The 25,464-nt window shown below is 49.1% G+C and carries 22 protein-coding genes and 4 pseudogenes; 20 read left to right on the forward strand and 6 right to left on the reverse strand.

Annotated elements, in window-relative coordinates:
* Window positions 1-60 precede the first annotated feature (60 nt).
* On the forward strand, window positions 61-387 hold the full coding sequence (locus ACE41H_RS04580; protein ID WP_375353631.1) for a sigma factor: 327 nt from the start codon (window positions 61-63) through the stop codon (window positions 385-387).
* Window positions 388-506: 119 nt separating this feature from the next.
* Window positions 507-1,403: pseudogene (locus ACE41H_RS04585) on the forward strand (IS4 family transposase); the annotation flags it as partial.
* A 255-nt stretch (window positions 1,404-1,658) separates the two neighbouring features.
* Here ACE41H_RS04585 and ACE41H_RS04590 read toward each other — a convergent pair.
* Window positions 1,659-2,450, reverse strand: coding sequence for an SDR family NAD(P)-dependent oxidoreductase (locus ACE41H_RS04590; RefSeq protein ID WP_375353632.1), 792 nt, complete (start codon window positions 2,448-2,450; stop codon window positions 1,659-1,661).
* A gap of 286 nt (window positions 2,451-2,736) precedes the next feature.
* On the opposite strand from ACE41H_RS04590, the gene ACE41H_RS04595 reads away from it, so the two are divergent.
* From ACE41H_RS04595 to ACE41H_RS04610, 4 genes and pseudogenes are all read left to right on the forward strand, one after another.
* Complete coding sequence (locus ACE41H_RS04595; protein ID WP_375353633.1) at window positions 2,737-3,273, forward strand: TetR/AcrR family transcriptional regulator; 537 nt, start codon at window positions 2,737-2,739, stop codon at window positions 3,271-3,273.
* 139 nt (window positions 3,274-3,412) lie between these two features.
* A pseudogene (locus ACE41H_RS04600) lies at window positions 3,413-3,604 on the forward strand (IS4 family transposase); the annotation flags it as partial.
* Window positions 3,605-3,841: 237 nt separating this feature from the next.
* A complete protein-coding gene (locus tag ACE41H_RS04605) occupies window positions 3,842-4,729 on the forward strand; it encodes an alpha/beta fold hydrolase (protein WP_375353635.1) in 888 nt (295 codons plus the stop codon).
* Between the two features lie 324 nt (window positions 4,730-5,053).
* On the forward strand, window positions 5,054-5,524 hold the full coding sequence (locus tag ACE41H_RS04610; RefSeq protein ID WP_375353636.1) for a MarR family winged helix-turn-helix transcriptional regulator: 471 nt from the start codon (window positions 5,054-5,056) through the stop codon (window positions 5,522-5,524).
* Window positions 5,525-5,558: 34 nt separating this feature from the next.
* Here the strand turns inward: ACE41H_RS04610 and ACE41H_RS04615 are convergent.
* From ACE41H_RS04615 to ACE41H_RS04625, 3 genes and pseudogenes are all read right to left on the reverse strand, one after another.
* Window positions 5,559-6,260 (reverse strand): annotated as a pseudogene (locus ACE41H_RS04615) (glutamine amidotransferase-related protein).
* Window positions 6,261-6,320: 60 nt separating this feature from the next.
* Window positions 6,321-6,512 (reverse strand): chorismate-binding protein, encoded by a 192-nt coding sequence (locus ACE41H_RS04620; protein WP_375353637.1) that lies wholly within the window; start codon window positions 6,510-6,512, stop codon window positions 6,321-6,323.
* Between the two features lie 217 nt (window positions 6,513-6,729).
* A complete protein-coding gene (locus ACE41H_RS04625; protein ID WP_375353638.1) occupies window positions 6,730-6,903 on the reverse strand; it encodes a hypothetical protein in 174 nt (57 codons plus the stop codon).
* A gap of 209 nt (window positions 6,904-7,112) precedes the next feature.
* On the opposite strand from ACE41H_RS04625, the pseudogene ACE41H_RS04630 reads away from it, so the two are divergent.
* From ACE41H_RS04630 to ACE41H_RS04680, 11 genes and pseudogenes are all read left to right on the forward strand, one after another.
* A pseudogene (locus tag ACE41H_RS04630) lies at window positions 7,113-7,634 on the forward strand (GNAT family N-acetyltransferase); the annotation flags it as partial.
* 18 nt (window positions 7,635-7,652) lie between these two features.
* Window positions 7,653-8,150, forward strand: a complete 498-nt coding sequence (locus ACE41H_RS04635) for a GNAT family N-acetyltransferase (protein WP_375354016.1) — start codon at window positions 7,653-7,655, stop codon at window positions 8,148-8,150.
* A 44-nt stretch (window positions 8,151-8,194) separates the two neighbouring features.
* Window positions 8,195-10,003 carry a sensor histidine kinase gene (locus ACE41H_RS04640; RefSeq protein WP_375353639.1) on the forward strand — a complete coding sequence of 603 codons (1,809 nt, stop codon included), beginning with the start codon at window positions 8,195-8,197 and terminating at the stop codon, window positions 10,001-10,003.
* Window positions 9,996-11,600: a response regulator gene (locus ACE41H_RS04645; RefSeq protein ID WP_375353640.1), complete on the forward strand. Its 1,605-nt coding sequence runs from the start codon at window positions 9,996-9,998 to the stop codon at window positions 11,598-11,600. Before ACE41H_RS04640 ends, ACE41H_RS04645 begins: the two co-directional genes overlap by 8 nt.
* Window positions 11,601-11,803: 203 nt before the next feature.
* On the forward strand, window positions 11,804-13,198 hold the full coding sequence (locus tag ACE41H_RS04650; protein ID WP_375353641.1) for a carbohydrate ABC transporter substrate-binding protein: 1,395 nt from the start codon (window positions 11,804-11,806) through the stop codon (window positions 13,196-13,198).
* Window positions 13,199-13,217: 19 nt separating this feature from the next.
* Window positions 13,218-14,102 (forward strand): carbohydrate ABC transporter permease, encoded by an 885-nt coding sequence (locus tag ACE41H_RS04655; protein WP_375353642.1) that lies wholly within the window; start codon window positions 13,218-13,220, stop codon window positions 14,100-14,102.
* Window positions 14,103-14,963 carry a carbohydrate ABC transporter permease gene (locus ACE41H_RS04660; RefSeq protein WP_375353643.1) on the forward strand — a complete coding sequence of 287 codons (861 nt, stop codon included), beginning with the start codon at window positions 14,103-14,105 and terminating at the stop codon, window positions 14,961-14,963.
* A gap of 37 nt (window positions 14,964-15,000) precedes the next feature.
* Window positions 15,001-16,764 carry a glycoside hydrolase family 35 protein gene (locus ACE41H_RS04665; protein WP_375353644.1) on the forward strand — a complete coding sequence of 588 codons (1,764 nt, stop codon included), beginning with the start codon at window positions 15,001-15,003 and terminating at the stop codon, window positions 16,762-16,764.
* A gap of 20 nt (window positions 16,765-16,784) precedes the next feature.
* Window positions 16,785-18,209 carry an alpha-L-fucosidase gene (locus ACE41H_RS04670; protein WP_375353645.1) on the forward strand — a complete coding sequence of 475 codons (1,425 nt, stop codon included), beginning with the start codon at window positions 16,785-16,787 and terminating at the stop codon, window positions 18,207-18,209.
* Between the two features lie 2 nt (window positions 18,210-18,211).
* Window positions 18,212-19,264 carry a peptidyl-prolyl cis-trans isomerase gene (locus ACE41H_RS04675; protein WP_375353646.1) on the forward strand — a complete coding sequence of 351 codons (1,053 nt, stop codon included), beginning with the start codon at window positions 18,212-18,214 and terminating at the stop codon, window positions 19,262-19,264.
* A 45-nt stretch (window positions 19,265-19,309) separates the two neighbouring features.
* Complete coding sequence (locus ACE41H_RS04680) at window positions 19,310-21,964, forward strand: discoidin domain-containing protein (protein WP_375353647.1); 2,655 nt, start codon at window positions 19,310-19,312, stop codon at window positions 21,962-21,964.
* A 43-nt stretch (window positions 21,965-22,007) separates the two neighbouring features.
* On the opposite strand, the gene ACE41H_RS04685 is transcribed toward ACE41H_RS04680, so the two are convergent.
* Window positions 22,008-22,544, reverse strand: coding sequence for a chromate transporter (locus ACE41H_RS04685; protein WP_375353648.1), 537 nt, complete (start codon window positions 22,542-22,544; stop codon window positions 22,008-22,010).
* A gap of 11 nt (window positions 22,545-22,555) precedes the next feature.
* A complete protein-coding gene (locus ACE41H_RS04690) occupies window positions 22,556-23,185 on the reverse strand; it encodes a chromate transporter (RefSeq protein WP_375353649.1) in 630 nt (209 codons plus the stop codon).
* A gap of 304 nt (window positions 23,186-23,489) precedes the next feature.
* Between ACE41H_RS04690 and ACE41H_RS04695 the strand changes: the two genes are divergently transcribed.
* The 3 genes from ACE41H_RS04695 to ACE41H_RS04705 all read left to right on the forward strand — a co-directional run bounded on the left by ACE41H_RS04695 (window position 23,490) and on the right by ACE41H_RS04705 (window position 25,332).
* Complete coding sequence (locus tag ACE41H_RS04695) at window positions 23,490-24,689, forward strand: ROK family protein (protein ID WP_375353650.1); 1,200 nt, start codon at window positions 23,490-23,492, stop codon at window positions 24,687-24,689.
* 228 nt (window positions 24,690-24,917) lie between these two features.
* Complete coding sequence (locus ACE41H_RS04700) at window positions 24,918-25,085, forward strand: transposase (protein WP_375353651.1); 168 nt, start codon at window positions 24,918-24,920, stop codon at window positions 25,083-25,085.
* Between the two features lie 22 nt (window positions 25,086-25,107).
* Window positions 25,108-25,332, forward strand: a complete 225-nt coding sequence (locus ACE41H_RS04705; protein ID WP_375353652.1) for a hypothetical protein — start codon at window positions 25,108-25,110, stop codon at window positions 25,330-25,332.
* The last annotated feature ends 132 nt before the right edge of the window (window positions 25,333-25,464 follow it).

The following is a 25,464-nucleotide window of genomic DNA, read 5'->3' on the forward strand; positions in this document are numbered from 1 at the left end:
GAATAAAGACAGAAATTCAGAAATTAGTAGAAGGGGAATCACGAGTCATTTATCCGGCTTGTGCTCGACATCAAACTGAAGATGTACAAGCTGTCCTTTTCCATTCTGCAAAGAGACGAGGATTGCGCCGATGCTATTCAGGAGACGATTCTGAAGGCGTATAAATCGCTTCATACGTTAAAGAAAGCGGAGTATTTTAACACCTGGATATTCAGGGTTTTGATCAACGAATGTCATCAAGTGCTGAGAAAGAAAGCGAGATTGGTCCCGGTGGATGATGTGGAGGATGTGTGCACACCGATGCACGTGTCTGATTATGACTCAGTTGATATCAGGGATGCGATGGATCAGCTGGAGGAGCAGCTTCGAATAACGTGCTTGTGCTGATGGAAAATGTTTTGGCAAGGTCATTAGGTTTCATATTCCTTTGCTTGTGTCTCCTTGTGATAACATTAAAGTTATTTGTAAAGTTTAATCGAAATTATAGCCTTATATCAAGGGGGGCATGGGTTAAAACGGATGGACATTCGTTCCTTCCTCTGGATTTCTCCCTACTCAGTTCGGTGAAATCCTCCGTTCAAGGTCTTGCGGAGCATCTGGATAAAAGAACCTGTGGCTATAAGCGGCGGCTGGAGTCCTTACTGCCCGCCCCACAAGTCATTCCGTGCATGGTGGAGCGTGCCCTTCAGGCAGGCGTCACCGCGACCTACGTCTTGATGGATAGTTGGTTTGCACAGACGCCGCTCATCGGGACGCTTCTTCAGCAAGGACTGGACGTCATCGGGATGGTGAAAAACGACAACAAGCGCTTTCGGGTAGAGGGGCGTCGTCTCTCCTTAGGAGACCTATACTACAAAGCCACGCCAGTACAGGGAGCGAATCGGGATATACTGCGTGTGATCTACACGGAATTGACCCCTGGGATTCCCGCCATGGTGGTGTTTATTCGCCATCGCTCCCACAAGAAGGAATGGCTGGCGTTACTCTCGACCGATTTGAACTTGGCGCCGGAGGAAGTCATCCGAATCTATCGGATGCGCTGGGACATAGAGGTCTTTTTCAAGTGCACCAAATCCTTGCTGCGCCTGCAAAAGGAGTTTCAAGGTCGCTCGTATGACTTGCTCATTAGTCACACCACCATTGTATTTGCCCGCTATATCGTTCTAGCCTGGCAGCACCGCACCAGTACCGACCCTCGTACACTGAGCGGCTTGTTTTATGAACTTTGCGATGAAGTGGCCACCCTAGATTGGGTGACCGCCCTTCAGCAACTGGTCGATATCCTAAACGATGTCGCGCAGAAAGCCAGCAAATAACTTTCGAAGCTTATTCAAAGTCAACTCCAGCACTGGATAGCCGATTTACCCAGCTACATCAAGGCTTACCTGCCTATTCCATGCTGAGGAAGTTGAGTTCAGTGAAAATAAAGTGTTTTGACTAGAAATTATCAAGACCTAAACTTAAGAAAATCAAATAAAGTAAAGGGTTCTACATATTATGCATGAGTAATATGTAGAACCCTTTATGTTTAACTATCGTTTCCCGTCATCCATCACTTATGCTGCATCACAAAGCTTGAAAGTTAATCCGTTCTTTCATGGTAGTTTACTATCAGTAAAGAATATATTCGAAAAATGATTCTTCAAGAATCCCGGCTTTTAGTTCTTCGATGCATTGCGTGCTATACGCTCAGAGAAGGCGGCCATAAATTTACGTGTGAAAAAGCGGCTGCTGTTGGCAATCCAGTAATTGCCGATACCGTCTACCACATAGCTGCGATTCTTCTCAAGTCCACGAAAGGCGGTCCTTACAACGGATTGAGGAGTACCCGTAACGCCTCCCGGCAAATCTGTAGTACCGACCACATCGAAAAATCCTGTTTTGGTCGCTCCCGGACACAGCGCCAGAACACGAATTCCCAAGTGCCGGTTCTCAGCCCAGAGCGATTCCGAGAAGGATAGCACAAACGCTTTGGTAGCGGCGTAAGCCCCCATATAAGGGAATGGATAAAAAGCCAAAAAAGAAGAGACATTAACAATGATGCCATCCTTCTGCTGCTGCATGTAGGGTAAAAACTGAGCAGTCATATCCATGAGTGAGGTGATATTCAGATCAACCATTTCCCGGTAACGATCCATGGGGATTTCTTCAAACCGACCGTGCGTGCCGAACCCTGCATTGTTAATCAAAATGTTCACCTTCAGGCCAAGCGCCTTAACTTGTTCTGCCAGTTCTCCAGCAGCCCCGGGCTTAGAGAGATCACTGACCAGAGCATAGGTGTTTACTCCATAGGCAGCTTTCAAATCCTTTGCGAGAACCTCCAGTTTATCCTTCGAGCGTGCAACCACAATGACATGGCTGCCTCTTGCGGCAAGCTCTCTTGCGTATGCCTCTCCTATGCCGGATGAAGCTCCTGTAACAAGTGCGACTTTGCCTTTATAATTGACCATTGATATGACCTCCTGATTTATAAAAAGTTGTATGAACGTTGCGAATTGCGTTTAGAAAATATTTTCTAATATCACTATAAGGACTGAAGGTGTAGTTGTCAATAATTTAGAATTACTATTCTATTTTTAGGTGATTTTTCTTATATCACAATAAAAATCAATGGATTATGACTGATTTAGCGGAATTATAATTCCAATATTGACATTGTGATGTTACAAAACTATAATAAACTAGAAAATATTTTCCGTAAAGGGAGGGGTAAACACGGGTAAGCGAGAGGATATTATGGTTGCAACGCTGGACTTGATCATTGAAGAGGGCATACAGTCCGTTACTTTTCCGAAAATCTTTAAACGAGCCAATGTCGGCTCCAGCACCTTCTATAATTATTATAATAACAAAGAAGAGCTGGTTAGTGAGCTTTATAAAAGTGTACTCATCCACATGGGAGAGGTGATCATGACCGGCTATGATCCTAATCTTACTATCTATGAACGATCCAGGGGCATTCTGAGACGCATGGTGGATTACGGGCTGAGCTTCCCCAAAGAAATTCTGTTTCTGGAAGGATACAGCGATTCTCCTTACATCTACGAAGAAGTGAGAAATATGATGAATCCTGCGATGATTGAGATTTTTGGAATTATCGAAGAAGGTCAGAGGCAGGGCATCGTCAACGAAATGGATCCAATGTTTTGCTGTCATCTCATCAAAGGCATGGTTGCTACTTCGATAAGGGGATATTTGGGAGGAAAATATCCTTTTGGTGAGGAGCAGATTCGGCAGACATTGGATGCGTGTTGGAGAGCTATTAAGGTGTAGGTCAGCAGACCTCTGGAAAACTTTGTGCTTCCAAAGGCAAGTGGACAACGGAAGGCTATTTAAAAAGGGAGAAATAAGTAAAGCAATCACCTCCGGAACTATTTTGGTTTCGGGGGTTGTTTTTTTGGTAACCGTTGCACTGTACGCCGATGAAGTTCGCGACTTGAATTTTTATTCTGCTCTTCAACAATTAATGGCCCTGTTTCTGCAAATGGCCGACACAACAACAAAACTGAGTAAGCAGTCTGTATTTTGTCAACTACAGGATTGGATTGCAGGTTTACCTCGTTATATCAAGGGTTTGTTCAAGGAGTTAAGCTGCGAAAGTTGAGTTAATAACTCAACTTTCATTATGCAATTGATTCACTTGTGAAATATAGAAAAAAGGGAACCATTAACCGTCGATGGTTCCTTTTTTCTATTATAGCGTCCTCAGTACGTGTTTGGCTTTCAACAAGCTTAAGGAATAAGAATTACTTGACAAAGACAACTTGGTTGTCTATATTAATGGACATCTAGGTTGTCTAATTGAGAAAACAAGGTTAACTAAATGGAGGAGGAACTAGAAATGAGCATCACAAATTCAAACACGTCGATTTCTGGAATCGCGCATCACACGACGCACGTCAACGGAACCACGATTCACTACGTATCCGCTGGCACCACCGGGTCTCCGATCCTATTGGTCCACGGTTTTCCGGAGACCTGGTGGGCGTTCCATAAGCTTATTCCTTTGCTTGCCCTGAACCACCGAGTATTTGCCGTGGACTTGCGCGGCTTCGGTGACTCAGGCAACGCTGAGGGTGACTACGACAGCACAACATCTGCCGAAGATCTGCATCATCTCATCAAGCAGCTCGACGTAGGTCCGGTGCACCTCACGGGGCAGGACATCAGTGGAGCCACGATCTTCCGACTCGCGGCCACGTATCCGGAAGATGTTCGCAGCTTCACCGCGATCGAGATGGGCCTCCCCGGATTCGGGCTCGAAGCCCTGGGTGACATCACTCACGGCGGCTCCTGGCATATTGGCGTCCTGGCAGCATCCGGTATCCCCGAGATGCTGCTCGCTGGTCGCGAACGGGAATTCCTAAGAGATTGGGCCTTCCCGGCCATGACCGCTGTTCAAGGGTCGATCACTGACACCGACATTGACGAGTTCGTTCGCACATATTCCCGCCCCAACGGCTGGCGCGGAGCGATCGGTCTCTACCAGTCGATGCTCACCGAAGGCGACAGCATCAAGGCACTCGCCGAAACGAACCCGCTGACCATGCCAATCCTGGCTATCGGTGCGGGTGGCGGACCGTTCACTGCGAGAACTGTGAGTCAGATCACGGGCGGCGGTATCAAATCCGTGCAACTCGAAGGCGTCGGCCACTACGTCGCCCTGGAGGCACCGGCAGCTCTGTCGACCGTGATCCTTGACTTCCTGAAGAGCATCGACACGGCTTGAGGTGCGGTGATGGCGCAAGCAACAGGCCTGCGCCATCGTCCATAAACCGGACGCCGAGCGAGAGCGGCTGGGGCAATTGAACACGAGCATGCCGAGGCTGCCAGGTGCCAGTCGGCGTTCAAATGAATATAAAAACAATATTTGTTCTGATTCTTTTTGCACAATGGTTTGCTTTTCTCATCCTCTGCAGGGTTACAGGACAAAAGTACCTTACATCCCCATCAATGAAGCAAGGGGGGATACGGTATTGAATTATAAGGCTGGAAAATGATCCTGCATTGGATTAGAATAGATGGAAACGTGTTTAACAAAGGAAGGAACAATATGTCTCGATCTGGCGCCGATCTCGCGCTCCTCCTCCTGGGCGGCTATCGCACGCTCGTAGACGCAGCGATGGTCGAACTGGCCGCTCGCGGGTATGACGATTTTCGTCCAGTCCACGATTTCGCGATGCGCGCTATCGCTGCAGGCGCCGATAGCGCCTCGGATTTGGGTCGTCGCATGTCTGTCTCGAAGCAGGCGGCATCGAAGACGATCGCAGTTCTCCTCGACCGCGGTTATGTATCACGCGAATCGGATCCCCACGATGCTCGTCGCAAACGGCTGCAGGTCACCCCTCTCGGATTTAACGTCTTGCGGCAGGGGGAAGCAATTTTTGATGAGCTGCGCAAGAAATGGGAACAGCAAATTGGTGTCTCTGAACTCGCAACGCTTGAGGCGCGGTTGAAGTCGCTTATCGGAGACGGAGCCGTTCGCATGGATGCGCCCGGCTGGGCTGCGCAGGACCTCGGTTGAACTCGGGTGGAACCAGGATGTGCGTCCGCGTCGATTACAAGGGAGTGCAGTCCATGGAGTGGAAATTGAAGACGTTCGACGAATTGACCGGACACTCAATTAATTTCAAACCTGCTTCCCCGCGCAAGGATGCGATCGATTCAGGGTGGAATTGTACTGCGCTGATCGGCAAGGTTTTATGCTCGATCCCCATCACTACTCCGTCTACTGAGACAGCATTGACATGTAAGCAGTCCGGTACTTCCTTCGCATATAAGGAATGATAGCGGCCGACATGGAATTCTCAAGGCAACCCATCCCACAGTGAGCTTGCTTCGTCCGTCCTGATTAAAGAAGATTTGCCGTGCTGCGGATAATCCAGAATATCCAGACTTCCCCCAAAATATTCAACAATGCCTTGCAAGCCCAAACATACCCCGAAGATCGGGATTTGCTTTTCAAGACAAAGGGCAATGGTCTCGTTTAAAGCAAATTGGGATGGCCGACCAGGGCCAGGTGAAAGCACGACCATATCGAAGGTTTTCTTTGTCAGCATATTGCGGGCCAGAATCCGGTTAACCTTTCCCTTTTCCGGTGTATTGGATTCGCGCACAGCTTGCACAAGGGCCGCCGCTTTGGTGAGCGTTTCCTGCTCTTCGGCTTCCGGTATCGAATCATATAGCAGCGTTGCCCCAACGCGAATTTGCGCAACCCCTTCTTTAATGCGAATCGTTCGTAAAGTCAGCCCTGTGTTCAAGTCCCCGTTAAAAGCGAAATAGCCAACTGATCCACGGTATGAATGAGGTGGGAATACATTTCAATTTGCCTTCTGCCAATCACGTTGACGGAACCAGGCTCGCAAACTCGTGATTTCATTTCGGTCGACATCGGTGCACATCGTCAGCTCGGATTCATCTTTGGCTGAATTTAATAGCTCTTTGATGCGGTCGGCATCTTCAATTGCATTTTCACCACGTTTAATCGTACCCGAAATCGGGCATGTCTCCACCTTACGAACCCGTATGGACTCGGATTAATACTTTGCAAGCGCGAAGATATTTGGGACGGCAGGCTGGAGCACGTTTCAAATAGCGTATGGGAGGGGACAACCTCGAATAAATCGCCGACCTTGAATGACTGAATGGCCTCTAATAAAATGTTTCCTCTCTCATTCTCAGCCGCATTGCGAAATGTATTTGCTTGTGCCCTCAGCTCCAGCGGCGGAGCTATAAAGCCAATATCCCAACGTGAATACCGCCGGGATATTCATACCCGTTGGAAAATAACGCTCCTTTTTTATAATCCATTTTCTTTAAAATGGCTTGATTTGCTTTTGTTACATCCATTTGCTTTAGATTGCGTACATGGGGAGCGGGGTCAAACGTTGACAAAATACTCATAACAAACACACCTCCTCTAATTTAGAGGAGAACAGGGGGACACCTAAAGGAAGTTCTCATCTGATCTAACCTGAAGTGTAACGGGAAATCCTGGATTTTTCAAATGAAACATGGAAGGCTCCTGTGAGCAGAGAGAAAGGTTTGTCGTGCGTTACGTAGAATACTTGTTATGAGCGCAGAATTGAAGAAGTTGTTAGGAGCTGTTTACGATGAGGGGAAAAACAGTATATTTGAGGCCGATCAGAAAAGAAGATATGGCCAGCTTTTATGAAGCCGTCTGTGATGAAGAAATTCGCTGCATGACGGGGACAAAAAAGACCTTTACCATGGAGCAGCTGTATGAGCATTTTGAGCGGATCACCAAGGATGAGACCAGGCATGATTTCGCCATCTGCTTAGTAAACGACGATACAATCATAGGCGATCTGTCGATATTGGACATCGACTCGGCTAATCGCAAGGCTTTCTTCAGAATTGCTTTGCATAACAAGCTCTATTTTAACAAGGGATATGGAACGGAAGCGGTGCGACTGGCGGTTGAGTTTTCCTTTGAGAAGCTGAAGCTGAACCGGCTGCAGTTGGAGGTGTTCTCTCATAATGTACGCGGTGTCAAAGCCTATGAGAAGGCCGGATTTAAAAAAGAAGGAGTCTTAAGACAATCTTTGCTCTTTAACGATCAATACACCGACGAGATTGTCATGAGCATGCTGAAAGAAGATTACGATAAACTAAAGGCAGGGGGAGATAAAATGACGGAAAGCATCATGATAAAAGAATATACCAGCGAGCATCAATCCCAAATTGTGGACCTGATCCTGAATATCCAGCAAAATGAATATCATATCCCCATCACGAGGGAGGACCAGCCTGATCTGTTGAACATAGAGGGCTTTTATCAAAATGGAGCAGGGAATTTCTGGGTCGCCCTGTATGGTGACAATGTGGTAGGTACGGTGGCACTGCTAGATATAGATAATCGTCAGGCAGCCTTAAGAAAAATGTTTGTGGCGCAGGAATACAGAGGAAAGGCTTTTGATACGGCGAGTCTGCTGCTGAATCATGCCAAAGCCTGGGCGAAGGAAAAGCGCATCAATGAAATCTACCTCGGAACGACTTTGCAGTTTACGGCGGCCCACAGATTTTATGAGAAAAACGGGTTTGAGGAAATACCCCTTAAGGCCCTGCCGGAGAGCTTTCCGGTCATGCAGGTGGATAAGAAATTTTACAAATATAGTTTTATTGTATAAATAACGTTTAAGAAAAATATTTGAGACGGAAAAGGTGAACCCTCATGCTCCGGAGATATCGCGTTCCGTTCAGATCGAACCCTCTGTTTGCCCTGCGGCGGCTTTCCATTAAAAACAGGCTGCTGGTCGCTTTTCTAATCACTTCGCTGCTGCCTGTTGTCATCGTGGCTTTGTTTTCGAATATGAAGTATGAAGCCGCCATTTCGGAAAAAATCAGCGCCTCCTCAACGCAAATCCTTGATGAGCTCACCCAGAATGCTTCCCGTGAGCTTGAGCAATACGAAACGTTAAGCGAAACGATTATCATGAACACGGCGATTCAGACCAACCTGCCGAAGTACGCAGAGATGACAGATTACGAGAAAAACGCAATGCAGAAGCGGCTCAGTGACGAGCTTGGCGAGCAAATTTTTCGGATCAGCAACATGGCAAGTGTACTTGTGCTCACGAATAGCGGGGAGGCCTTTTTTGATCTTGGTTATGACTCCTATTCTAAAAATTTGCCGGACATGCTCAAGGCCGTTAATGAATCGCCCGGAAATGCATATTGGACTTATCTCCGTACAGACCGTGGCTCGAACAGGATAGCGCTGAGCCGCAAAATTTACTCGGAGCACAATTTGAACCGCCAGTTGGGCTATTTAATCATTTTGATCGATGAAAAGGTCTTCTCCAGGAACATTTATCGTTTTGTCGATCTCGGGGAAGGAAGCCGCATTTATATTTCGGATGCGAATGGCATGATCGTCTCCTCTGTGGCGCAGGGCATTCAACAAGGCTCATTCTTTGCCAAACAAACCGTGTTTGACCCGATCCGATCCCAGGAATTGCAGGAGGGGCTGCAGCCTTTTTATGCAGACGTTGATGGCGGGAAAATGCTCGTTATAAGCTCATATATTCGGGCGGCAGACTGGTATCTGATCGGGCTTGTTCCGTATTCCTTTCTGGTGTCGGAGCTGACAGCCATGCGCGGAAGCATCGTGTTTTTTTGCTTTATTACCCTCTTGTTGTCCGGTCTGCTCGCAATGTGGATTTATTTCAGCATCCATTCCCCGATGCGCAATCTGCTGCAGTACGCCAAGCGTATTCGCATGGGCAAGCTGGAAACGACCATCAGCACGTCTTATGCCGATGAAATGGACAATCTGACCGAAACGATTAACGGCATGGTTGAGCAGCTAAAAAAACTGATCTATCAGGTGCAGTTCGAGCAGCAGGCCAAGCGGGAGGCGGAGCTCAAAATGCTGCAGGCGCAAATTAATCCGCATTTTATGTTCAACACGCTCAATTCGTTGAAATGGAGCGCGATGCTCAGCGGCCACACCACGGTTACGCAGGGTCTTGAATCATTATCCGAGCTGCTGCGCAACACGATTCTGGTGACAGATGAGCTTATTCCTCTGGAAAAAGAAATCGAAAATTTGCAGCACTATGCGACGATCCAACGTATCCGGTACGGGGATTCGTTTACGCTTGACTGCGATATCGACAGGGAGATCCATGACTGCCTTGTGCCCAAATTTATATTACAGCCAATTGTCGAGAACTCCATTCTGCATGGCGGCGGGGAAGATGGCCGTCGGGTTGATATCCGTGTTAGCGCTAAGCGGGAAGGCTCTGACATGCGTATCCGGATTGCGGATAACGGCAAAGGCTTCGACATCATGGAAGATCGGGTCATGAACCGGTCGTCCAGCAAGCTGTCGGGGATCGGCATTTCCAACGTGGATGAGCGGATTCGGCTGCATTTTGGCTCTCCTTATGGCCTGAGGGTAAAGAGCGAGGTCGGAAGCGGAACACAGACGGAGATTTCACTACCCATTACGATGAAAGAAGGTCGGGCATGTGTATAAAGTACTCATCATCGATGATGAAATCATTGTACGGCAGGCGGTAAAATCATTAATTCATTGGGACGACAGCGGGTTTGCATATGCCGGCGCCGCATCGAATGGGAAAAATGCGATAGAAATGCTGAACCGCACAGGCGCGGATATTGTGATTACAGATATTAAGATGCCTGAAATGGACGGCATTGAACTGATTAAACAGATGAAGGCCGAAGGCTTTGATGGAGAAACGCTGGTTCTGAGCAATTATAACGATTTCGAGCTGGTCAGAGAGGCATTAAAGCAGGGCGCTTATGACTATTTATTAAAGCTGACGCTCAAAACCGAAAACTTTATGAAAGTGCTTGGCGAAATGAAAGACAGGCTGGATAAACGGCGGTCGGGACAACCCAAGCGAATGGTTGAAGCACCAGGTCTGATCTCTGGGGCGCTGCAAAATGATGCCAGAGCGATACGTGCATCGCTTGCCGCGTTGGATAGGGAGGCGGAGACCCTTGCAAGCAGGGTGTATAGAGGCAATAGCCGGGAGGAAGGGATGGCCTGCTTCCTTGGGGAGGGGTTGCGTATCTACCCGTTTATTGTCCGAGTGCCTAAAGAGCAGCAGCCGGTGAGAGACCTGGATCAATCTTTGGAAACGCTTGCCTCGGCCCTGTTCACGGGCAGCAGCTGGGCGTATGCGGTACAGACTGCGGAACTTCGCTATTTCCTTGCTGTTGCCTATCCTGAAGGGGCGTCTGCAATAGACCCCCGTGAATCAGCAGACCGTCTTATCAGTCTGGCAGCCATGTATCATGGGGCATCCATCCATGCCGTGTATGCAGCTCCGGCTTCAAACCGGGATGAGCTGGTAAATGAACTGCACCGGCTGCGGGGAGCAGAGCCTTTGTTGTTCTATAAGGCATATAGAGAAGCGGCACTTGCATCTGACCGGCCGGCCGCAACCGGTGGAAATGAGGAGTTCCGCAAAGCGGAAGCACTGCTGCACGACACCGCTCCGGGTCCGGCGCAGGCGGATATTGAGGGCTGGGCTTATGCAGCTTACCGGCTTATGGATGCCGCTGCGGCTTGCCGGCTGCATCCTTTTGCGCTAAAGCGTGCGCTGAATGGCGGCATCTGGAGCGCGGTGAATGCAGCGGAGCTCCGCTGCCGGGAAGAGCTGAACACTTCGCCGTGGCTCGAGCGTGTGGAGGACGCGGGGGCAGATCAGGAGCTGAAGCAGGCTGTCAGCGAATTGGCCGCTGAGATGGCTGTGCTTGCGGACAAGGATATGACATCGTCCCCCCTGCTGCGGGAAGAGGTGCGCGAGGCGCTGCTTTATCTTGAAGCGCATTATGCGGATCGTGTGTCAATTGCGGGTGTTGCCGCGCATGTCGGCTTGTCGGAGCCTTATCTATGCCAGCTGTTCAAGGCTGAAACGGGGCGAAGCATGGTATCCCAACTGAATGAGATACGGATGGAAAAAGCGTACGAGCTGCTCGCTTCAGGCCGGTATCTGGTAAAGCAAGCGTCGCTGGAGGTCGGGATTCACGATCCGTTCTATTTTAACCGGCTATTCAAGAAACGTTTTGGCATTTCGCCCAAAAAAGTAAAGCAACCGTGACTGACAACTCCATGTTACATGTACAAAGCACAGCTGGATGATTTTAAGAAGAAACTGTACAATTTTAAGATTTGGTATGACATAGCATGTTGTTTTATGGAATAATCCATAAACTTCATGCTTTTTGTTTATTTTGCGGGCCCACTGCCGTTGCTATAATCGCAGTAATCTTTACCAAACATCAATCAGGGGGGGATGTATGAGTGAGAAAAAGGAAATGGTTGAAGGCCATAGGGGCTTCGGTGCTGGCTGCTTCAATGCTTGCCGGCTGCGGCACAAGCAGCAATGGAGGCTCTGAACCAAATGGCGCTGCCGGAGAAGGGCAGCCCTTTGAAAATATGGAGCTGGAAGTCGCCGTGTTCCAGGGCGGCTACGGCCGCGAGTATTGGGATGGCATAGCGGAAAGCTTTATGGCCGATCATCCGGGCACCAAAATAAACATCACGGCAAGCCCGAAGATCGCCGATATCGTACGGCCGAAAATTGTAGCCGGAAATCCGCCTGATTTCATGTACATATCCGGAAGTGATAACACGCCAATCCTGGACGGTCTGATTAAAGATCATGCGCTGCTGGATTTGACAGAGTTGTTTAACGAACCGGCCGCAGAAGGCGGGGAAGCCTTGAAGGAGAAAATTTTGCCTGGCGTGCTTGAATCACCGTCCATTTCGCCTTACGGTGACGGCAAAATTTATCTTGCGCCATTCAACTATGGTGTGATGGGACTTTGGTATAACAAAGCATTGTTTGACGGGAAGGGCATTAAAGCACCGGCGACCTGGGACGAATGGTTCCAACTGAACGCTGCCGCGAAGGAGAATAATCGTGCGCTTTTCACCTACCAGGGCTTGTATCCCGGTTATCTGGAGGAAATGATCGTGCCTGCGATTTACAGCGTAGGCGGTCAGGAAGCGCTGGACCAATTTTTCAACTACGATCCTGAATTCTGGAAAAGTGAAGCGTTCACCACCGTCTGGGGCAACCTTGAACGGATTGCAAGTGAGGATAATGCGCTCATGAAAGGAACGGTCGCGCTCAATCATACCCAGGCGCAGACGGCGTTCATGCAGGGGCAGGCCATGTTCATTCCGAACGGCACGTGGTTTGAAGACGAGATGAAGGATGCGCCACGGGAAGACGGCTTCCAATTTGGCTTCCTCGGTGTACCGGCATTCCAATCCGGCGACCCTGTACTGGCTTTGACCAACGTCGAACAGATGGTCATTCCGGCGAAGGCGAAAAATCCGGAGCTGGCAAAGGAATTTCTGAAATATGTATACACGGATAAAAGCGTGCAGCTGAACGCGGAGAAATCAAAAGCGGTCATGGCCGTCAAGGGAGCGCCGGATTTGGCGAAAAGCAGCCTGTCCGAGACGACCTACAATGTGTACAAAGCGGTGGATAACGGTATGATGGCCGTAGCCGGAACCTTCAAGCCGGTAGCGAAGGGCAGCAAATATAATCCGAGCGAAGAAGTGTACTCGCCGATTTCCTCGCTGATGAACAAGCAGATGACACTGGAGCAATACAGCAGCAAAATGGTTGAGATCTATACCGACATTCAAGCTGAGCTAGCACAAAGCGGCACGGAGTCATGAGGCAAAGGATGAACCAATCATGAATATGAGAATAAGAAGGCGACTGTTTATCGCAGCCTGTCTCATTCCAGGCCTGGCGATCTTCGGTCTGTTTAAAGTGTACCCGACGATTCAAGTGTTTGAAAAATCGCTGTTTCTATGGACGGGGATCGGTGATGAGCCCAAGTTTATCGGTCTCAAAAACTTCACGGATCTGTTCCATGATGACGTCTTCCTGCTTTCGCTGCGCAACACGGGCTTCCTGATGCTTGTTGTGCCTGTCTTAACGATTTTGATTGCGCTTATCAATGCTTCGATATTGACCCGGTCCAAGCTGAAGGAACGCGGGTTATACCGGACGCTGTTTTTCTTTCCCAGCGTACTCTCCTTTGTCGTCATTGCGATACTTTGGTCGTTCATCTACCACCCGACGATTGGTTTTGTCAACTCCGGTCTTGAGCTCATGGGGCTGAGCGATTGGGCTATGGCTTGGCTGGGCGATCAGCGGACAGTATTGTGGGCGCTGGCGGTTACGCTTGTCTGGCAGGCGGCCGGCTATTACATGGTGATGTATATGGCGGGCATTGACGGGATTTCACCCGAATTGTACGAGGCGGCCAGCATGGACGGAGCCACCCCCATCCAGCAATTCCGGAACATTACCGTGCCGATGCTGTGGGAAATTATCCGCGTCACTATCGTATTCAGCATCAACGGGGTGCTGACCATTTCCTTTGTCGTTGTGTCGATCATGACGGCAGGCGGTCCGGACCGCCACTCGGAGGTTGTGATGACCTACTTATACGGTCAGGCGTTTACGAATTCGAACTTCGGTTATGCGATGGCAATCGGTGTCGTCATTTTTGTGCTGTCCCTGCTGCTGGCGCTGATCAGCAACAGATTGACCGAGAGGAGGGTGAATTAGATGCCAGGGCTGTTCTCTGCGGCGGGCCGCTCTCTTGGCTTTGCCGGGCGTTTATTGCTGCGTGTTTTTCTGATCGTACAGTCACTCGTGGTAGTTTATCCCCTGCTCTGGAATGTGCTCGCTTCCTTTAAAACGAATGAGGAAGTGATGGAAAGTCCGTGGACGCTCCCGGCGTCGCTCAATTGGGACAATTATGTCCGTGCATTCACAACAGCACGCATGGGCGATTATATGCTGAATTCCGTACTTGTCGTCATCATTTCCATGTTGTTCCTGCTTGTCATGGCCGTGCCTACCGCTTATGTGCTTGGCCGGATGGCGTTCCGGGGGCGGGGCTTCATCACCAATGTCTATATGGCGGGATTGTTCATTGGCGGTGTGTACATTATCGTGCCCTTGTTTATTTTGATGAACAATCTGAATATGCTTGACAACCGGTTTTGGCTGAGCGCCGTTTATGCTACAGGCAGCCTGCCGTTTTCCGTATACCTGTTGATCGGGTTTATGAAGTCGATCCCGCATGATTTCGAGGAAGCGGCGATGATTGACGGGTGCGGGTATTTCAGCACTTTGTTCCGGATTATTATGCCGATGACACGCCCGGCGCTCGTAACGCTGATCGTCTTCAGCTTCTTTGATTTCTGGAATGAATATGTGCTGGCGCTCACGCTCATTACGGATGATGCGAAGAAGACGATTCCCATCGGTCTTGCCAATCTTATGCAAATTCAACAGTATGCCACGGATTGGGGTTCTCTGTTTGCAGGACTCGTCATCGTGCTTGTACCGACGGTCGTCATTTATACACTGCTCCAGAAAAGGCTTACGGACGGCATGATGCTTGGGGGCGTCAAGGGTTGAGGAATTTAATGCTGCTACAGAAACGGGGTGCAAAATAATGCCGGTGCTCGAAATCCGTGGAGACCAGTTTGTGTATGGAGGACAACCGCTTCAGATCTTGTCCGGCGCGGTACACTATTTCCGTATCGTGCCGGAATATTGGCGGGATCGGCTGCTGAAGCTGCTGGCATGCGGCTTGAATACGGTGGAAACCTATATTGCCTGGAACGTGCATGAGCCGGAGGAGGGCCGCTTCAGGTTCGACGGCATGGCCGATGTGGAAAGCTTTATCCGCCTAGCGGGTTCGCTGGGTCTGCATGTGATCGTACGGCCCAGCCCATATATATGCGCGGAATGGGAATTCGGCGGTCTGCCGGCCTGGCTCCTGGCTGACCGTAACATGCGGCTGCGCTGCTTCGACCAGGCATATTTGGCCAAGGTGGACGCCTACTACGACGAACTGCTGCCGAGGCTGCGACCGCTTCTGTGCACGAACGGCGGGCCTGTCATTGCCATGCAGATCGAGAATGAATACGGCAGCTATGGCAATGACAAGACATATCTTGAATACATCCGCAACGCGATGCGCAGCCGGGGCATGGACGTGCTGCTGTTCACCTCGGACGGGCCGGAGGATCACATGCTGCAGGGAGGTGCGGTCGAAGGTGTGCTGGCCACCGTTAATTTTGGCTCCCGTGCGAAAGATGCGTTCTCCAAGCTACGCGAATACCGGCCTGCTGGTCCGCTCATGTGCATGGAATTCTGGAACGGCTGGTTTGACCACTGGATGGAGCCGCATCAAGTCCGGCCGGCGGCTGAAATAACCGCCGAACTGGAAGACATGCTGGAAATGGGCGCGTCTGTTAACTTCTACATGTTTCATGGCGGGACGAATTTTGGTTTTATGAATGGGGCCAATCATATTCAGCGTTATGAGCCTACGGTATCCAGCTACGATTACGACGCGCTGCTTAGTGAAGACGGCGAGCCGACGGAGAAATTTTATGCAGTGCGGGATGTTTTGCAGCGGCGTCTTGGTTTGCCCGCACCGGAGCTTCTGCCACCGCTTCCCAAACGGGCATATGGAACCGTACGCCTTGACAAGCGTGCGGAGCTGTTCAGTCAATTGGACCGGCTCTCTTCCCCGATCCGCACAGCCTGCCCTGAACCAATGGAGAAATTGGGCCAGGCCTACGGGTTTATTCTCTACTCCACTTTCATTACCGGTCCGCGTACAGGCATGGAACTGGTACTGCAGGAAGTGCGGGACCGGGCGCTTGTATTTGCAAACGGAGTGCATATAGGGACAGTTGAACGCTGGAATCCGCAGCCCCTGCCGCTCGATGTACCTGCAGAGGGATTGAAGCTGGATATCCTCGTCGAAAATATGGGACGGATTAACTATGGACCGCTGCTCTGGGACCCAAAAGGCATCACGGAAGGGGTACGGCTTGGCAATCCATTTTTGTATGACTGGACGATCCACCCGCTGCCGCTCGACAAGCTCGACCCATTGACGTTTTCGGAAGTTGGGGCTGAAGCTGAAACCGAAAGTTCAGTTGGAATTGGCCCCGCATTTTACCGTGGTATATTCCATGTGGACGAACCGGCGGATACTTTCGTGCGCACGGACGGCTGGACGAAAGGCGTTGTATATGTAAATGGTTTTATGCTCGGCCGCTATTGGAATGCCGGCCCCACCCGCACTTTGTATATCCCCGCACCGCTGCTGCAGAAAGGCGACAATGTGCTGGATGTCTTCGAATTGCACGGCACCTCCAGCCTATCCGTTGAACTGACGAGCCAGCCTGATCTTGGCTAAGAGAAAGGAGTGCAGCCTAAATGAATATGGAACAAATATTCAACATTACACCGTCTCGCAGGCAATATGAATGGCAGAGGCTTGAATTCTATGGTTTCATCCATTTTGGCATCAATACGATGACGAACCGCGAGTGGGGCTTGGGGCATGAAGACCTCTCCCTCTTTAACCCGGAAAAGCTGGATGCAGCCGAATGGGCAAAGGTATTTAAGACTGCGGGCATGAAAGCGATGATACTAACCTGCAAGCATCATGATGGATTTTGCCTGTGGCCTAGCCGTTATTCACAGCATACGGTTGCTCAGACGCCATGGAAGAATGGCAGGGGAGATCTCGTAAAAGACCTTGCGGAGGCATGCCACCAACAGGGCCTGAAATTTGGTGTGTATCTCTCGCCCTGGGACCGGACGGAGGGCAGCTACGGTGAAGGCAGGAAATATGATGATTTCTATGTGAATCAGCTGACAGAGCTGCTGACGAATTACGGAGAAATCGGTTGTGTATGGCTGGATGGCGCCAATGGTGAAGGCCTTAACGGCAAAAAGCAGTACTACGACTGGGACCGCTATTATGAAACGATCCACCGCCTGCAGCCGCAGTGTGTCATCAGCGTCTGTGGCCCGGATATCCGCTGGGTTGGCAATGAAGCCGGGCATACCAGAAAAGAAGAATGGAGCGTTGTCCCCAAGCTTTTGCAGGATGCAGAGAAAGTCGCTGAAAAATCCCAACAGGCGGATAACGGTCAATTTTCGCGCTCGCTGAACTCGATGGAAGAAGACCTGGGCAGCCGGGAGGTTATGGCCGATTATCGCGGAGAATGGGTCTGGTATCCCGCAGAAGTAAATACCTCGATTCGTCCAGGCTGGTTTTACCATGAAGAAGAGGATAGCAAGGTCAGAAGCGACCGCGAATTATTTGATATCTACTTGAATGCCGTCGGCGGCAATGCGACCTTTCTGTTGAATGTCCCTCCTGACAAGGAAGGGGTAATCGTACAACAGGATCAGGAGGTGCTAACAAGGCTGGGCAGCAGAATCACTCAGCTGCAGAACAACTTCCTTGTACAAAATGTCACATTAACCGCATCCAGCTCCAAGCATCAGCCGGAATCAATGAATGAGCTGACCAATGGCAGGCTGGAAGGTTATTGGCAGCCAGCTGAGGATGACCGGGAGCCCTGGATTCAAGTGATATTGCCCGAGACGATTGAGCTAAACACCGTTATTCTGCAGGAACAGATTTTACAGGGGCAGCGGGTCGAAGCGTTTGAGGTATGGACTGCTGATCACAGGGAATGGAGCAGGATCGCGGAAGGAACCGTTATTGGCTACAAGAAAATCGTCAGCGTTCCGCACATGCGCGCAGATCGGGTGAAAATTGTGTTTAAGAAATTCAGGGGTTTTCCTACCTTGGCCCATATCAATCTTGTGAAATTAGAGGATTAAATATGCGAAAACAAACGGCAAATAAAAGAAACCGGCGTGTCGTTGTGATTTCCGTTTTGTTGGCGTTATGTGTTCTTTCTCTGACAGCATTTCTTTCAATCCCCAAGGCGAACCGGGTAGCCTCCATCGGTCCATATGAAATCACAGCTGCAGAGCTTTCTTTTCACATGAAAAGGCTGCAGGCTCAAGTGCAAAACGAATTCCAAACCCAATACGGCATCACACTGAGGAAAAACGATTGGGACAAGGAGTTTGACGGCAGGAAGCCGTTGCGCGAGCTGCAGGAAAAAGCGCTGGCAGAAATCCAGCGGGACAAAACCATCTTTATTCTCGCAAAGGAAGAGCATCTGGTCGACTATGTAGATTATTCCGCTTTTCTGAAAGCAATGGAGAAGGACAACCAAAACCGGAAAGCAGCTGCGGCCAGTGGGGAAATCGTGTATGGACTGCTGAATTTTGCGGCTGAACCGTATTATTCCCACGTACTCAGTTCTTTGAAAACCGCATTAAAAACAGCTTTAAGCGACAGTGAAAGCGATCCTTTATATCTTGAAAGGGGGGAAGTCGAAGCCTATTTTCAGGCGAATAAAACGGATTGGGCGGTTAAAGGCACAAGCTACAAGCTGACCAAACTGTCCATTCCTGTTGCACAGGAAAACAAAGCTGCAGTACAAGCTGAAATTAATCAACTGATATCGAACAAAGCCGGTTTTGCTGAAATTCGCAGTAAATTCAGTGATGTACAGGCATCCGAAGAGGTATTGACAGAAGAAAGCGTTTCCTATCAGAATCCGTTTGATTACGAGCTGCTGATGAAGCTGAAGGATTTGGCTGCCGGTGACATGACATCGCCAATGGAAACCCGCCAGGGTTTGACGGTATATCGGCTGGACGACATTTTGTTTGATGAACAAAAAGCGTTAAACGAGTACCGTTACCAAATTACGCAGCAGCTGTTGGAAGAAAAGCTGGATGAATATACGGATAGCTATCGAAAATCAATGCCCGTCAAGGTGGATGAAAAAAAGCTGTCCTCGGTCACAATTACAGGCTAGTAAAAGCAGTCCAGGTGCGAGACATTTCCTGATGGAGGTTGGATCATGTCAACAATAAGAAGAAGCTGTTTTTTCATGATTTTCTTGTCATTGTTCGTTTCGTTGCTTCCCTTTGCTGTTTTCGCCGCTCCTGCTGCTGAGTCCAGTAAAGCAGCAACTCTAAACGGAAATCTGCCCAATCCATACGGCGGCACCGATTATTATATCGATGCTACCAACGGCAATGATGCCAATGTCGGCAAATCTGTTGGCACACCGTGGAAAACGCTGGGCAAAGTGAACCATACCACGTTTTCTCCAGGCGACCGAATTCTGCTGAAAGCCGGTGAAACCTGGAATGACGAGCAGTTATGGCCCAAAGGCTCGGGCGCGCCCGGGAAACCGATCACCATTGATATGTATGGCGATGCTCAGCTTGGAAAGCCGTATATCGCCACAAACGGAAAGGTTGAGAACCCTGTCAAGTGGAATGGCAGTGATTTTGTAAAGAATAAAAATCTGGTCGGATTAACAGGGGCGGTTGTCCTGCGAAATCAGCAGTATTGGGAGATTCACAATCTGGAGCTTTCGAATGATGATGATTTTAATACGGATATCAATGTTTCTGCGAAGACCCGATCGGTTGTGCGTGACGGCGTTTCCATTACGATTAATGCAGACCTGCTGGGGGGGAACGACGACAAGATCATGGACTATTTCCGCATCAGCAACTTGTATGTTCATGATATTGACGGACCGACAGACTGGCAAAAAATTCATTACGGCGGCATCGTGTTTCAGGTGTTCGGTGAGAAAAGCTATAAGGCATATGACAAAAGCGCTTATTACTTCCAGGACGTCAAGATCGAGAATAACCGTTTCTACAAAACCGAGCTGCATGCGATCCAGTTTGCCTTTAACTGGTTTTATGACCGTGACAGCAGTGCCGGTGAATATGATGAAACAGGGAAATATCATGAGGGCTGGGAGCAGCTTTGGGTGAAAACCCGCGATTTGTACAGCCGTAATGTCTATATCGCCCATAACTATGCCGAGGACATCGGCCAGGGCGCGATTCAATTGGCCAATACGAAAGACATGATCGTGGAATTTAATGAAGTCAACGGATATTTGCAAAGATATAACGCCGTTTCCTGCGGACTGTACCTGTGGGCCGGGGCGGATTCGGTCATGCAGTATAACGAGGTTTACGGCGGACCCTACGGGGAGTATGACGGAACGCCATGGGACCTGGAATACACGAATTTTAATGTCACCTACCAATATAATTACTCCCACGACAATGCAGCCGGCTGGATGGCGTATATGGGCAACAGCTCCAATTCCATTGCCCGCTATAATTTGAGTGTCAACGATAACGGTGTGCTCGTCAAAAACATGCTGTCCACGAACTATTCTCCTACTTATATCCTAAACAATGTGTTTGTATATGATGCTGAAAAAATGGACTGGTTCCATGATGAAGTGTTCAAGGATAAGGTCTATTTCATGAACAATATTTTCTATAATATGTCGGAAACGACACCAACCAAATGGTACAGAAGAGATAACGCCTTGGACAAAGCCGTATTCTCGAATAATGCGTATTACGAAGCAGGCGGAGTTTACTCGGAGCAGCAGCCGGAGGATGCAAATGCCGTCTTCGGAGATCCGATGTTTGTTGAAGATCCGGCACAATACAAAAAGAATAACGGTGTCATCAATATCGTGGATTCGGCTTCCAATTTTCAATTGCAGGAGAACTCGCCGTTAATTGATGCCGGACGCTACAACCCGCATGTGGGAGATGAGGACTTTTTTGACACACATCTCTATTACGGTGACAGCATAGATATCGGCATTCATGAAAGCAAAATCGGCGAAAAAGTGGAAAATCCGGTAGATAACAACCCGATTGAAGAAGAGGGCCAATCCGATCGTGTGAATTTGGCTCTGAACAAAAGCATTACGGCCAACTATACGCACCCCAGACCCGGTCTGGAAGCAGATAAGTTGGTGGATGGCGACACAACCACTCGTTGGGCCAGCGCCGATCCGGACGATATGACGGACGGTTACCCGATTATCATTACGATCGATTTCGGTGAGCAGACTACGTTTGATGAAATCTACCTGGATGAATATACGGACGGAGCGACGAATCCGAGAATCCAGGAATACGAGCTGCAAAAATATAACGATGAGCTGCAGCAATGGGAGACGTTTAAAGCTGTAACAGATGGTATGGGGCATGATGTGACGCTGGATGATTTCGGCAAGGTGACCAGCGGCAAGCTCCGCTTATTAATTACGAAACAGAAAGAGACAGAGTACTGGACGCCGACCATGACGGAAATTCAGGTGTATAACGATGGCGGAAGCGGGGAGGAAACGAATCCTGCGCTGTCTATCGATCATGCAGCCTATGATTTAAACGAATCCAGGATTAACGATCCGAGCAATTCGGTGACAGTTGATGTCTATTTGAATAACGATGTGCTTAAAACGATCCGGTATATCGGTACAGAAGGAAACGTGTTATCCAGCTTGACCGAGGGTGAGGACTATATCGTTGAAAATAGCTTAACCTATGTGCTTTTGCCAGCTTTCCTGCAGAGCCTGCCTGTTGGTCAATCCGGTTTGCAATTCGAGTTTACCTCCGGCAAAAAGCTGAAGCTCGATTTGAACATTAGCAATTCCTCAGCAATCGCAGAGATTTAAATGAAAAGGCGATCTTTCCCCGGCTTAAGAGGGAGGGGTCGCCTTAAAATATGACAATACCCATAACGGCCGAGCCTGCGATAACTGTAAGGGGATGAATTTTATATTTGGTAATGGCTACAAAAGCCAGCACTCCGATGAGCAGCGTGGCAAAGGTCGTCCAATGAAAGATGGCCTCCGAGCTGCCGGAAAATCCGAAGTGGATGGCTGCATACACGATCAGCCCGGTGATGATCGGCCGCAGCCCATAAAATGAAGATTTCACCCACGGGTAGGAATGGATTTTAAAGAAAAATGCCGCAATCAAGATGACCACAATAAGACTGGGAAGAACCATGCCGGTGGTGGCGACAATGGCTCCTGGCAAGCCTGCCGTATTATAACCGATCAATGTTGCACTGTTGGTTGCAATCGGTCCGGGCGACATGCCGGCCAGCGAAACGATGCGCTGGAATTCTTCTGTGGAAAGCCAATGGTATTTCTCCACTTCAAACTGGATCATCGGCAGAATGGCATAACCGCCGCCAAAAGAAAGAAAGCCGATCTTCAAAAAGGAAATAAATAATTGCCAGAACAGCATAGAGACCACTCCTAAATATAGTATTCGATAACTGGCTGTGGTTGGTCGTGGTACTCTTTTTCGGTTCGGACAGAGAGTCCAAGCAGCTTTTTCACACGCACGATGACAACGCCGATCCCGAGCCCTATCAGAATCATGATCGTCGGGTTTATGCCAGTCAGAAGAAGCACAATCAGGGTACAAACGGCCACGACAACGGTGGTCCGGTCGAACAAAGCGCTTTTGCCCATTTTGTAGGCGGCCACCGCGATCAGGCCGATAATGGCGCCATGAATGCCTTTAAAGGCGGCCTGTACTTTCGGTTCATGCTGGAATAAGGAATAAAATGCGCTGAGCGCAAACACGATGATGAAGGTGGGAAGCGTTATACCCAGCGTTGCAGCGATCGCCCCCGGCACCTTGCCCATTCTGTAGCCCAAAAATGCGGCAGCGTTTACGCCCACACCCCCTGGAGCTGAACCTGCCAAAGACATCAGGTCGTTCATTTCCTGGCTTTCAATCCACTTCTTTTTATCCACAAATTCCCGTTCAATCAGTGAGATCATCGCATATCCGCCGCCAAAGGTGGCAGGCCCGATTTTGAAGAAAATCCAGAACAGTTCCGATAAAAGCGATAGTTTTGACATGGTGCTTGATTGCATGTTGGCTCACCTCGTTATTCTTGTCCCCATCATAGCATCTTTTTTCCAAAATGATAATTAGTTATAGCTGATAAAATAGATTATTTTCATTTATAGGCTGGATACGGGCCTAATTCGCCCTTTTTCAGGATTATTCGGATGGGTTTGGTCTGGATTGAAGGAGTGGGTGTATACTTTTATCCATTTTAGTTAAAAGTGTCTGTACAAAGTGAGTGGAGGGCAATTGGATGTAGCAATCTGAATCACAAAACGCTATAATAATTCTAAATCCTACTATAATAATAGGAATAAATGGAGCGAAAACATGGTTAAAGCGAATCCATCACCGGCGAATATACGAAAAGCGGTTTATGAACGAATTGCGCAGCAGGACGATATCTCCAAAGCCGAGCTGATGGCGGAATTCACCCTGACCAGCAGCAGCCTGACCAGACTGTTGGAAGAGCTTGTACATGAAGGCTGGATCAAAGAATCGGGGCTGGGGCAATCTACCGGCGGCAGAAGACCGATTCTGTATCAGGTCAACCCTGCGCACAGGTACATATTCGGACTGGAAATATCCAGGTTGTATTCTTCGCTCGGTTTATTTGATATGAAACTGAATACACTGAAGCACAAACGCTGGACAATGGACGAAACCATGACACCGGAACGTCTGATTCAATACGTGCAGGAACAGGTTGAAGTTATGCTTGAAGCCTGCCATGTTCCCAAGGAACAGGTACTCGGCGTGGGAGTAGGTGCTGTAGGTCCGCTGAACCGCGAACAGGGAGTGATCCTGAACCCTCTCTACTTTCCGGCTGAAGGCTGGTCCAATGTGCCGATTTGCTGGCTGATTGAAGAGAAGACGGGAATACCGGCGTACCTCGATAACGGAGCGAACGCGGCCCTGGTCGGTGAACATTGGGCGCTGCGTGGCGAAAATTTGCAGCATATGTTGTACGTGCACGTCGGCACGGGCTTGCGTTCCGCCATGATGTCCGGCGGGCAGCTTGTGTATGGGGCAGTGGACATGGAAGGCTCTATCGGTCAGATGATTATTCAGGCCGACGGTCCACGGCTGCATGGCACAGGCAATTACGGAGCGCTGGAGGCGTTTGCCTCCGTGCAAGCACTAGAACAGCAGGTAAGAGCACAGGTGAAGATGGGGCGCAACCAGCTTAATAGTGCGGACGGCGTGCAGCCGGAGGCCTTACATTTCGCCATGCTGGTGGAAGCGCTCCGGAATGGCGAAGCGTTTGTGCAGGAGCTGTTCTCCCAGTCGGCTGCTCAGATGGGGATCGGCCTGGCCAATCTGATCAACATTCTGCACCCCGAAATGGTCATTCTCGGCGGGGCACTGATCAGCGCGAGTGGCCAGTATTATGATACAGCGGTATCAGTAGCGCAGAAAAATATCTATTATTATCCCGAGTATCAGCCTGTATTTTCGAAAGGCAATCTGCAGGAAAATGCGGTGGCTGTAGGAGCCGCTGTGCTGGTGCTCAAGCAACTGTCGATATGAAAAAAGGCAGATAGGTATGGTTTGTTTGACATGCTTGGATTTTTTTGTGGTCTTCTCTGCTTCTTGTCTTTGACTATCTTCGCGCTGTACTCATTTCTCGAAGCCTTAAAGGTGTCTGGAGAATCGTGAAGAGGAACTCAATCAGGGTAGGTTATTGATTCTAAGTATTATTGATATTATTGCTATATTTCTCTATGACGTATGGTGAAATTATTTTGGTGATGAACTATGGCAGAAATCAGACGTGGCAGAGGATATGTTTACGCTCTCGAATACCATATTGTATGGTGTGTGAAGTATCGACACCAAGTGCTTTCGGATGAAGTGGACACCAGACTTAAGGAAATTCTCTGCAGCGTGCGTGTTTCAGGGGAAAATGCTATCATGGAAATGTAAGATAAACCTGTTGGAGGTGTAGATGATGAAATGGGAGGAAGTCCGTAGACTATACCCAAACCGTTTTGTTAAGCTCCGCATCTTGGAGGGGCGCATCGAAAACCAAGTCCGATATGTTGACGATATGGCAATCATTCAAGCTTTTGATGATAATATGGAAGCCACAAGAGAGTTAATTCGAGCAAAAGACGACGTTCTCGTCTACCATACAGGCAAAGAAAAAATTGAAGTTCCCATCAAACGCTAGGGCCTGTGAATCTTAGCAATGTAAAACTGGATTTCGGCGTTATTGATCCTCAGGGGCGTATCAACGGATTGCTCGGACTCGATCTTCTTATGAAATTAAATACAGTTATCGATTTGAAGCATCTAACGCTAT

The sequence above is a fragment of the Paenibacillus enshidis genome (genome assembly GCF_042136365.1).
GTDB classification, from domain to species: domain Bacteria; phylum Bacillota; class Bacilli; order Paenibacillales; family Paenibacillaceae; genus Paenibacillus; species Paenibacillus enshidis.

Bases quoted from the DNA above. Each gene is read 5' to 3' on its own strand.
- ACE41H_RS04590 (WP_375353632.1), bottom strand. From the start codon at position 2,450: ATGGTCAATTATAAAGGCAAAGTCGCACTTGTTACAGGAGCTTCATCC.
- ACE41H_RS04595 (WP_375353633.1), top strand. From the start codon at position 2,737: ATGGTTGCAACGCTGGACTTGATCATTGAAGAGGGCATACAGTCCGTT.
- ACE41H_RS04605 (WP_375353635.1), top strand. From the start codon at position 3,842: ATGAGCATCACAAATTCAAACACGTCGATTTCTGGAATCGCGCATCAC.
- ACE41H_RS04610 (WP_375353636.1), top strand. From the start codon at position 5,054: ATGTCTCGATCTGGCGCCGATCTCGCGCTCCTCCTCCTGGGCGGCTAT.
- ACE41H_RS04625 (WP_375353638.1), bottom strand. From the start codon at position 6,903: ATGAGTATTTTGTCAACGTTTGACCCCGCTCCCCATGTACGCAATCTA.
- ACE41H_RS04635 (WP_375354016.1), top strand. From the start codon at position 7,653: ATGACGGAAAGCATCATGATAAAAGAATATACCAGCGAGCATCAATCC.
- ACE41H_RS04640 (WP_375353639.1), top strand. From the start codon at position 8,195: ATGCTCCGGAGATATCGCGTTCCGTTCAGATCGAACCCTCTGTTTGCC.
- ACE41H_RS04655 (WP_375353642.1), top strand. From the start codon at position 13,218: ATGAATATGAGAATAAGAAGGCGACTGTTTATCGCAGCCTGTCTCATT.
- ACE41H_RS04660 (WP_375353643.1), top strand. From the start codon at position 14,103: ATGCCAGGGCTGTTCTCTGCGGCGGGCCGCTCTCTTGGCTTTGCCGGG.
- ACE41H_RS04665 (WP_375353644.1), top strand. From the start codon at position 15,001: ATGCCGGTGCTCGAAATCCGTGGAGACCAGTTTGTGTATGGAGGACAA.
- ACE41H_RS04670 (WP_375353645.1), top strand. From the start codon at position 16,785: ATGAATATGGAACAAATATTCAACATTACACCGTCTCGCAGGCAATAT.
- ACE41H_RS04675 (WP_375353646.1), top strand. From the start codon at position 18,212: ATGCGAAAACAAACGGCAAATAAAAGAAACCGGCGTGTCGTTGTGATT.
- ACE41H_RS04680 (WP_375353647.1), top strand. From the start codon at position 19,310: ATGTCAACAATAAGAAGAAGCTGTTTTTTCATGATTTTCTTGTCATTG.
- ACE41H_RS04685 (WP_375353648.1), bottom strand. From the start codon at position 22,544: ATGCTGTTCTGGCAATTATTTATTTCCTTTTTGAAGATCGGCTTTCTT.
- ACE41H_RS04690 (WP_375353649.1), bottom strand. From the start codon at position 23,185: ATGCAATCAAGCACCATGTCAAAACTATCGCTTTTATCGGAACTGTTC.
- ACE41H_RS04695 (WP_375353650.1), top strand. From the start codon at position 23,490: ATGGTTAAAGCGAATCCATCACCGGCGAATATACGAAAAGCGGTTTAT.
- ACE41H_RS04700 (WP_375353651.1), top strand. From the start codon at position 24,918: ATGGCAGAAATCAGACGTGGCAGAGGATATGTTTACGCTCTCGAATAC.
- ACE41H_RS04705 (WP_375353652.1), top strand. From the start codon at position 25,108: ATGATGAAATGGGAGGAAGTCCGTAGACTATACCCAAACCGTTTTGTT.